The 10,063-nt window shown below is 31.5% G+C and carries 5 protein-coding genes and 1 pseudogene; 2 read left to right on the top strand and 4 right to left on the bottom strand.

Translation table 11 applies throughout. From position 1 onward, the window contains the following. Positions 1-214: 214 nt before the first annotated feature. The 4 genes from AB1Z17_RS03025 to AB1Z17_RS03010 all read right to left on the bottom strand — a co-directional run bounded on the left by AB1Z17_RS03025 (position 215) and on the right by AB1Z17_RS03010 (position 5,777). Positions 215-2,521: a family 65 glycosyl hydrolase domain-containing protein gene (locus AB1Z17_RS03025; protein WP_368050313.1), complete on the bottom strand. Its 2,307-nt coding sequence runs from the start codon at positions 2,519-2,521 to the stop codon at positions 215-217. A gap of 4 nt (positions 2,522-2,525) precedes the next feature. Then, a complete protein-coding gene (gene pgmB, locus AB1Z17_RS03020; protein ID WP_368050312.1) occupies positions 2,526-3,182 on the bottom strand; it encodes a beta-phosphoglucomutase in 657 nt (218 codons plus the stop codon). 8 nt (positions 3,183-3,190) lie between these two features. Next, positions 3,191-4,537 carry an MFS transporter gene (locus tag AB1Z17_RS03015; protein ID WP_368050311.1) on the bottom strand — a complete coding sequence of 449 codons (1,347 nt, stop codon included), beginning with the start codon at positions 4,535-4,537 and terminating at the stop codon, positions 3,191-3,193. A 214-nt stretch (positions 4,538-4,751) separates the two neighbouring features. Next, the gene (locus tag AB1Z17_RS03010) at positions 4,752-5,777 is read right to left on the bottom strand and encodes a LacI family DNA-binding transcriptional regulator (protein WP_368050310.1); all 1,026 of its coding nucleotides are present in this window, start codon (positions 5,775-5,777) and stop codon (positions 4,752-4,754) included. A gap of 306 nt (positions 5,778-6,083) precedes the next feature. On the opposite strand from AB1Z17_RS03010, the gene AB1Z17_RS03005 reads away from it, so the two are divergent. Both AB1Z17_RS03005 and AB1Z17_RS03000 read left to right on the top strand, forming a co-directional pair. Continuing rightward, the gene (locus AB1Z17_RS03005) at positions 6,084-9,020 is read left to right on the top strand and encodes a SusC/RagA family TonB-linked outer membrane protein (protein ID WP_368050309.1); all 2,937 of its coding nucleotides are present in this window, start codon (positions 6,084-6,086) and stop codon (positions 9,018-9,020) included. Positions 9,021-9,031: 11 nt separating this feature from the next. Further along, positions 9,032-10,063 (top strand): annotated as a pseudogene (locus AB1Z17_RS03000) (RagB/SusD family nutrient uptake outer membrane protein); the annotation flags it as partial.

Below are 10,063 nucleotides of genomic sequence, written 5' to 3'. Positions count from 1 at the left end.
GGTTCTATTTTCTTCACTTTTTGGGCGAATACATTTAGGCCAACCATAACTAATAATATAAATTTGTGATTAATTTTCATTTTAATAATTTTTGATATTTTTAAAAAAACTCAAATGTCATTCGGACAAAGAGGAATCTATTTTCGTAATTTGTGGATTCCTGCTTTTGCAGGAATGACAATTTCATCTAAAACAAGTTCTGCCTTTCAAAACTTTAAACTGTAACTAATTCATTTGAAGGAATTCTAACTTCTTTATCAGCTACAAGCATTTTTACCTCATTTACAGATTCATTAAAGAATTTACATTCTGTTTGGCTTTTGTAAACTTTAATAATGTTTCCTCTAAAATTAATTGTAAACGAATAAGATTTCCATTCAGCTGGAATTTGTGGATTGAATGATAAAACACCATCTTCCCAAACACGCATTCCTCCAAAACCTTGCACAACAGACATCCAAGTTCCGGCCATACTTGTTATATGACAACCTTCGTGAACTTCGTGATTATAATCGTCTAAATCTAAACGTGCTGTTCGTAAATATTGCTCATACGCTTTTGGCATTCTATCTATTGATGCTGCTAAAATAGCGTGTACACAAGGTGAAAGCGATGATTCATGAACTGTAATTGGTTCATAAAAATCGAAATGGTTTTCTAATTCTTTAGCACTAAATTTATTTTCGAAAAAGTAAAAACATTGCAAAACATCGGCTTGTTTTATATAACAAGATCGCAATATTCTATCCCAAGACCATTTTTGATTTATTGGACGCTGTGATTTATCTAATTTATTTACAGGAATAATTTCTTTATCTAAAAATCCATCTTGTTGTAAATAAATTTGTTTTCCTACATCAAAAGGAAAATACATATTATCTGCAACTTTTAACCATTCAGAAGTTTCTTGAGCAGTTAAATTTGTTTTTGCGATAACACGTTCGAAATCATCGGTATATTCTTTTTGCACTCTATTCAAACAATCAACAGTATAATCAATACACCATTTTGCTAAATAATTTGTGTAAAAATTATTATTGATGTTGTTTTCGTATTCGTTTGGACCGGTAACTCCTAAAATTACATACTTATTTTTAGCTTCAGAAAAATTAGCTCTTTGATGCCAAAAACGTGCAATAGCAATCATAACTTCCAACCCATTTTTTGGAATGTATTCGAAATCTTGTGTGTAATTTACATAGTTATAAATTCCATAAACCATGGCACCATTTCTATGGATTTCTTCAAAAGTAATTTCCCATTCGTTATGGCATTCTTCACCATTCATAGTTACCATTGGATACAATGCTGCGCCATTTTTAAATCCTAACTTTTCAGCATTTTCAATAGCCTTATCTAATTGATTGTAACGGTATAATAATAAATTTTTAGCAACCTTATCATCTTTTGTTGCCATATAAAACGGAATACAATACGCTTCGGTATCCCAATAGGTACTTCCACCATATTTTTCACCAGTAAACCCTTTCGGCCCAATATTTAAGCGTGCATCTGTGCCCAAATAAGTTTGGTTTAATTGAAAAATATTAAATCGAATTCCTTGTTGTGCTTTTACATCTCCTTCAATTACAATATCTGCTGTTTTCCAAATATCAGCCCAAGCATTAATCTGTGTATTTAAAAGCTCTTGAAAACCTAATTCGTTCGCATTGTGTACATTTGAAAGAGAAGCTGCATTTAAATCTTCATTTTTATAATTTAATGAACTAACATAACTACCAAATTTGTAAATTGTAGCAACATCACCTTCATTAACATTTAATTTATATGAATAAGTAAGTTTTTTAGCTTCAACTTTAGTTTCTTGAGCAACTGAAATTGCTTCATTATTGATAGCCAATGCTATTTGCATTGCTGTGCTAACGTGAAACTCTGTTTTTAATGTTTTTGAAAGAATACAACCACTATTTTCACCTTCAACTATTTCTAAAATCTCCCAAAAGAATTCATCATAATTGGAATCTTCATTTTCAATACCTGCATCAATATAAGGTGCGTAGGTTATTTCTCCAGAAAAATTTAATGCTTTTATACGGTACTCAATGGCGCCAGTTTCGTTAAAATCGATACTAACAAAACGTTTTGCAGTTACTTCAATTTGTTCACCAGATGCTAATTGAGCATTGAAAGAACGGCCTAACCAACCTTCTTTCATATTTAATTCTCGCTTAAAATTTGAAATTTCACAAGTGTTTAAATCAAACTTAGTTCCGTTTATAGCAATATGAATTCCAATCCAATTTGGAGCATTTAAAACTTTTGCGAAATACTCTGGATATCCATTTTTCCACCAACCAACTCTGGTTTTATCTGGATAATAAATACCTCCAATATAACTTCCTTGAAATGTGCTTCCTGAATAATCTTCTTCAAAATTGGCACGTTGCCCCATGGATCCATTTCCAATACTAAACAAACTTTCGGAAGCTTCAACATTTTCTGTATCAAAACCATTTTCAACAATGGACCACTCGTTTGGTATTATATAGTTCTTGTTCATAATCTTAATTCAATATTTTTTGTATAAAATCTGTTGTAAAACCAGTTGTATCACTTAAAACATAGTCTGCTTCCTTTAAAACTTCTGCATCTCCAATTCCTATACTTAACATATTTGCAGCATTGGCTGCTTCAACACCAGCAATGGCATCTTCAACAACTATACAGTCTTCTGGTTTCATATTTAATTTTTGAGCACCAATTAAAAACACTTCAGGATCTGGTTTTGCTTTTGAAACATCGTTTCCATCAACAATAGCCGTAAAACGATTTAACAAGCCTACTTTTTCTAAAATTAATGGAGCGTTTTTACTCGCTGAACCCAATGCATATTTTATATTATTTTGATCTAAAAAATCTAATAATTCATTAATCCCTGGTAATATTTCTTCGGCAGTCATTTTATTTACATACTGTAAATATTCCGTATTTTTTTGAATTAACAATGTTTGTTTTTTGTCTTCAGTTAATTCAACATTACCGATTTTCAACAAAATCTCTAAAGATTTAACTCTACTCACTCCTTTTAATAATTCGTTTTGCTCTTCAGTAAATTCGAAACCCAATGAGTTCGCTAAATTTCTCCAGGCTAAAAAGTGATATTTTGCGGTATCAACTATAACACCATCTAAATCGAATATAAATGCTTTTTCTTTTTTCATTCTAAAATTTAAATTTCAACAGTTACTGTATCATCTACATCTTTAACTTTTACTACTAAGGCTGCTGCAATTAATAATGAAACACCACTAACTACAAGTGCATAAATTGGATTTCCACCGTAAAAATATTTTATCATTGGTCCACCAATTACTGCATTTAAAATTTGAGGCAGTACAATAAAAAAGTTAAAGATTCCCATATAAACTCCCATTTTTTTAGCTGGAATTGAACCTGCTAAAATTGCATATGGCATTGCTAAAATACTTGCCCAAGCAATTCCGATTCCAAACATAGAAATGATAAGCCAGTTTTCGTTTGGCATAAAATAGATTGAAATTAATCCTAATCCTCCACCAACTAATCCAACTGCATAGGTCATTTTTCTACCAATCTTTTTAGCAATGGCTGGTAAAAAGAACGCATATACTGCTGAAACAGCGTTGTACACTCCAAATAAAATTCCTACCCAATCTCCAGCGTTTTGGTATGCAGTTCCGTGATCGTCTAATCCTAACCCATAAATATGATGTGCAATTGCAGGTGTAGAAAACACCCACATTCCAAATAAACCAAACCAAGAAAAGAACTGTACAGAACTTAATTGTTTCATTGTTAAAGGCATTTTCTTAAAATCAGAAAAAATATCTAACAAACTAGATTCTTCTTCAACCTCTTCCTTTTCTACTACTGAATTAAATAATGCCATTTCTTCAGGAGAATATTCTTTTGTTGTAAATACTGTAACTAAAATACTTGCTACTAAAACAACAGCACCAATAATAAATGATAGTAATAAGTTTAGCGGCACCTCACCTGAGACAGTTTCATTTGCAACACCAAACCAATTTGCTAAAACATATGGCAACCAAGAACCTATTACGGCTCCAATACCAATTAAAACAGTTTGCACACTAAAACCAAGTGTTCTTTGGTCTGATGGTAATAAATCTGCAACCAATGCTCTAAAAGGCTCCATAGCAACATTAAAAGAAGCATCCATAATCATTAACATCCCAGCTCCAACCCATAATGCAGGCATAAACTGGGTAAACATTCCAGCATTCGGCATTAAAATTAGGCCTGCAGCTGCAAATAAAGCTCCTACTAAAAAGTAAGGTCTTCTACGTCCAAGTTTGGTCCAAGTTTTATCACTATAGTGACCAATAATTGGCTGTACTATTAAGCCTGTTAAAGGAGCTACAACCCAAAACCAAGACAATTCGTGGACATCTGCACCAAAAATTTGTAATATTCTACTGGCATTGGCATTTTGCAAAGCAAAACCCATTTGAATTCCTAAGAATCCAAAACTCAAGTTCCAGATATCCCAGAAACTTAGTTTCCGTTTTTCCATATTTATAAAATTTATAACTAAAATACTAGTCAAAGTTAAATTAAGCTTTGATTGTTTGAGTGAAGTGAAAAATAAATTTTAGTACTGTAAAATTGCTTTTACATAACAAATATATAAATTAAATTTTCAGGAAATCAAATTAATAACTGTTTTTAGGCTTAAATAGGGTGTTATTTCTTACTCGAACGTTTTCGTAAATATGAGTTTACAGCTTTTAACCTCCAATATAAGTTGATTTCCGTATTTTAATTCCTGTAGAAATCACTTCTTTTTGAAATTCTTTAGGGCCCGTATGCTCAATTCTATTGATAAGTAATTCTGCTGCTTGTTGTCCCATTAAGTAACCATGTTGCGTAATAGCTGTTAAAGGTGGAGAGGTGAATTTCGATATTAATCCACTTGTAAACCCTAATACCGCAATATCTTCTGGTATTTTATATCCTTTTTCAATTGCCAATTTCATAGCAATGGCTGCATAAATTTCATTTACAGCTAAAATTGCATCTGGCACTTTTTCTAAATGAAATATTTTTTCAATTTGGGCATATAAATTTTCTGTATCATTAATTTTAAAAACATAGTCTTCATCTACTTCTAATCCAGCATTTAACATTGCCTTTCTATACCCTACTTTTCTCAAAGCTCCAACTGTTACATAATCTTCTGTTGTTAATAACGCTATTCTTTTAGAACCAATTTCTAATAAGTGATTTGCGGCTTTAAAACCACCACCAATATCATCTATTATAACTTTGTCACATTTTAGAGAATCTACAATTCTATCAAACAATACAAGAGGGAAATCATCTTTTAATAACATTTCAAAATGGCTATAATCTTCTTTTTTTTGAGTTTCTCTAGCAATTGAAACTATTACTCCATCAACACTTCCATTGGTTAAAACACTAATGTTTGAAACTTCTTTTTCAAACGATTCATTTGACAAACAAACCATTACATTGTATCCTCTTTTATTGGCGTGCTCTTCAATACCATCAATTACAGTTGAAAAGAAATGATGCACAATTTCTGGGATAATTACACCTATAACAGATGTTTTTTGCGCCCTTAACTGAAGTGCTAAACTATTTGGTTTATAGTTATAATAATCGGCATACGCCTTAATTTTTTCACGAACCTCTTCACTAATTTCATTACTATTTTTTAAAGCTTTTGAAACTGTAGAAATTGAAACATCAAATTCTTTGGCGATTATTTTTAGAGTAATTTTTTGCTTCATTAATAGTGTTTTTTTACAATGAGGTTTTGTACAAATATAATTTTTAAAAAGTGTACTACAAATTATATCTTAAAAATGATTTAAATATTATTAAAACAATTATTTAAGATTAAAAAGTCTCAATTTTTAAAATCACTCTAACGTTAGAGTGAGAAAGTTATTAACACGAAAACGTTGTAGTTGATCAAATTTCAAACGTTTTCGTAGTCTATTTATAGTAAAGTTTGTAAATTTACTTTGTGAAGTGTTAATCAATTTTAGTACAATTTATTAAACAAACCTTAATTATTAATTAACTTAAAATAGATGAAAAATTTTAAAATTTTTTTGTTTAGTGTCATTCTTCTATTTCCTGTACTAATGTTTGCTCAGCAAACAATAAAAGGAAATGTAACCGAAGCTACAGGTAATTCTCCGTTACCTGGTGTTGGCATTATTATTAAAGGAACTATTAAAGGAGCTGCAACAGATTTTGACGGAAACTATTCAATAGAAAACGTTAAACCTGGTGATGTATTGGTGTTTTCCTATATTGGATTTAACACTCAGGAAATAACCGTAGGAAGTAATTCAACAATTAATGTTGCTATGGTTGAAAGTGCGGAGTCTTTAGACGAAGTAGTTGTAATTGGTTATGGTACTACAACTATTAAAGATGCAACTGGGTCAGTTGCTGCCGTTACAGAAAAGGATTTTAACAAGGGAAACATTGTAACCCCTGCTAGTTTAATTTCTGGGCGTGTTGCTGGTGTTAATGTGACAACAGATGGTTCTCCTGGTGGAGGTTCAGCTATTAGAATTAGAGGAGGTTCTTCTTTAGGAGCGTCAAATGATCCGCTTATTGTTGTAGATGGATTACCAATATCTAACTCAACAGCCGGAGGTTCCAGATCTATATTAGCCTCAATTAATCCAAATGATATAGAATCTATGTCTATACTAAAAGATGCTTCTTCTACTGCCATTTATGGTTCTAGAGCATCAAATGGGGTTATTATTATTACCACTAAAAAAGGAAAGTCTGGATTTAATTTAGATATTAACTTTAAAGCTGGTTATCAAACTTTAGCTGATAAAATTAATGTTTTTAGTGCAGATGAATATCGAAATTTAATTACCGAAAGAGTTGCTGCTGGTCAAGGTGGAATTAGCGTAGAGCAATTAGGAAATGCAAATACAGATTGGCAAGATGAAATTTATGAAGAAAAATTCACTTTTGACCAATCAATTTCATTAAGTGGTGCATTATTTAAAAATGTACCTGCAAGAGTATCTTGGGGAAATACGCAACAACCTGGTTTGCGTAGAACTTCAAAATTTGAAAGAAACTCTTTAACTTTTAACTTAAACCCTAGTTTACTAGATGAGCATTTAAAAATTAACTTTAATGCTAACATTAGTTCTGAAAATAACAGATTTGCTGATGGAGTTGAAGGTTCTGCCCTTTATTTCGATCCAACACAACCTGTGTACGATGCAACTTCTCCATTTGGAGGATTCTTTGAATACCACACAAATGGTATTAGAGACAATGCAGGTAGAAATCCTGTAGCCAATTTATTACAAAGAGAAAATACTAGTATTGTAGATAGATTGTATGGTAATCTAGAATTTGATTATAAAATTAAATCTTTTCCAGAACTAAGAGCTGTGCTTAATTTAGGATACGACAGATCTTATGGTGTTGGTTCTAACATCCTTTCTACAGAGAGTATTAATGGTTTTAGATTTGAAGAAGATGGTGTAGTTTCATATATAGGTTCAGAGTCTCACTATACAAGTGAAAGAAAAAACTTGTTATTAGATGCATACTTAGCCTACAATAAAGAATTAGAAAACTTAAATATTGAAGCTACTGCTGGTTACTCTTATCAAAAATTTCAAGGAGAAGATTACAATACTGGAAATAAAATAGATCCTTTAGCTGAAAGAGACACAAACACACAACCTGATATTGTTTTATTAGGGTTCTTTGCCAGAACAAATTTATCTTTTATGGATAAATATTTGTTAACACTTTCTTACAGAAGAGATGGAACTTCAAGATTTAACTCAGACAACAGATGGGGTAATTTCCCTGCAGCTGCATTAGCTTGGAAAATTAACGAAGAAGATTTCTTAAAAGATTCTAATGTATTATCAGAATTAAAATTACGTCTTGGTTGGGGTATTACAGGTCAACAAGACATTCCTGCTTCTTACGCTTTCTTAGGAAGACACGTAATTGGAGATAGTTTTTCTCAATATATTTTTGGAAATACAGCAATTGTTGTTGGTATTCCTCAATCTAAATTTGAAGACATCAAATGGGAAGAAACAACAACTTATAACGTAGGTATAGATTATGGATTTTTTAATGATAAGTTAAAAGGTTCTATTGAAGTTTATTTAAAAGAATCTAACGATCTTTTAGCAAACGTAGCTGTTGCCGATGGTTCTAACTTTAGTAATGCTGGTTGGCAAAACATTGGTCAGTTTACTTCAAAAGGTTTAGAATTTATGATAGGTTCAGATATTGTTAGCACGGACGACTTAAATGTAAATGTAAGCTATAACTTAAACATAAACGAAACTAAAATTGATGAGTTGGCATTTGGTCAAGACATTGAAGTTGGTGGTATTGGTGGTGGTACAGGATCTCGAATTCAAGTTCACAGAGAAGGTTTTGCGCCATATTCTTACTTTGTTTATAAACAATTATACAATACTGCTGGTGCTCCTATTGAAGGTGCGTACGCAGATATAAATCAAGATGGAATTATAAACTCTAGTGACCGTTATATCTATAAAAAACCAAATGCAGATATTTCAATGGGATTCCAAACTGGAATTAATTATAAAGACTTTGACTTAAGTTTTAATTTAAGAGCAAGCTTTGGAAATTACATGTATAATAATGTAAATTCATCAAGAGCTCAATATAATTTATTACAAGATGTAACAGCGTTAGGAAACATTCCAACTACAGTATTAGAAACTAATTTTGTTGAAACTGCGAATGTTTTAATTTCTGATTATTATTTAGAAAACGCATCATTCCTTAAAATGGACAACCTAAACCTTGGTTATACTTTTAATAAATTCAATAAAGACATTTCTAGTATACGTGTTTGGACTGGGGTTCAAAATGTATTTACTATTACTAATTATAGTGGATTAGATCCAGAAGTTTTTGGAGGAATAGATAACACAATTTATCCAAGACCTAGAACTTTCTTAATGGGTGCTAATATTAAATTTTAAAAAAATAGAACATGAAGACAAAAAATATATTTAAATTATTATTTTTCTTTTTTGGAACTCTAATTTTCTTTAGCGCTTGTACTAATGAATTAGATGTAACTCCAAAAGATGATGACGAATTTTTATCTGAAGATTTTTACAAAAGTAAAGACTCTTACGTTCAGGCATTAGCAGGAATTTACGGAAACCTTTCGTTAACAGGAACCTCTGGCCCAGCCTCTTCTAACTTACAAGGAATAGATGCAGGTACCAGTCAATACGGAAGAACTTTATGGTATCTGCAAGATTTAGCTGCCGATGAAGTAATTTGGTCTTACGAAAATGATGAAGGTGGAGCCGTAAAAGCAATTCAAAGAAACACTTGGAGTGCTTCAAATACAATTTTATTAGGTTTTTTTAGTAGAGCAATGTTTTCAGTAGCATTAACAAACGACTTTTTAAGACAGTCTTCAGAAGAAGCATTAGCTAGAAGAGGTCATACTGCACTATCTAGTGAAGTTAAAACTTACAGAGCAGAAGCTCGTTTATTAAGAGCCTTAGCATATTACCATTTAATGGATTTATATGGAAAAGCTGCCTTTGTAACAGAAGATGATCCAATTGGTGTTTACCAAGGTCCTGAATACAATAGAGAACAATTATTTAGTTTTATTGAAACTGAATTATTAGCAATAGAAGGTGATTTAGTAGGTTCAAATCAGAATGAATATGGAAGATCTGATAAAGCTGTTGCTTGGATGATTTTAGCAAAAATGTATTTAAATGCAGAAGTGTATATTGGTCAAAACAAATACACAGAGTGTTTAACTTATTGCAATAAAATAATTGGAGGTGGTTTTTCATTAGCTTCAAATTACAGCTATAATTTCCTTGCTGATAACGATTATAATGAAGCAGGTCAAAACGAAATAATTTTCCCATTAGTGGTTGATTCTAAAGTAACCCAAAACTGGGGACCTACAACTGTAATAATTAATGGTGAAGTTGGTAGCCTAGAATCAAATGCTGTTGCACTTGGTGTAGATAATGGCTGGGGTGGAGCC

It is taken from the genome of Lutibacter sp. (assembly GCF_040883305.1).
Lineage (GTDB): Bacteria > Bacteroidota > Bacteroidia > Flavobacteriales > Flavobacteriaceae > Lutibacter.
Note: the sequence above shows the minus strand (reverse complement) of the source record. Positions and strands in the feature narration are given on the sequence as shown.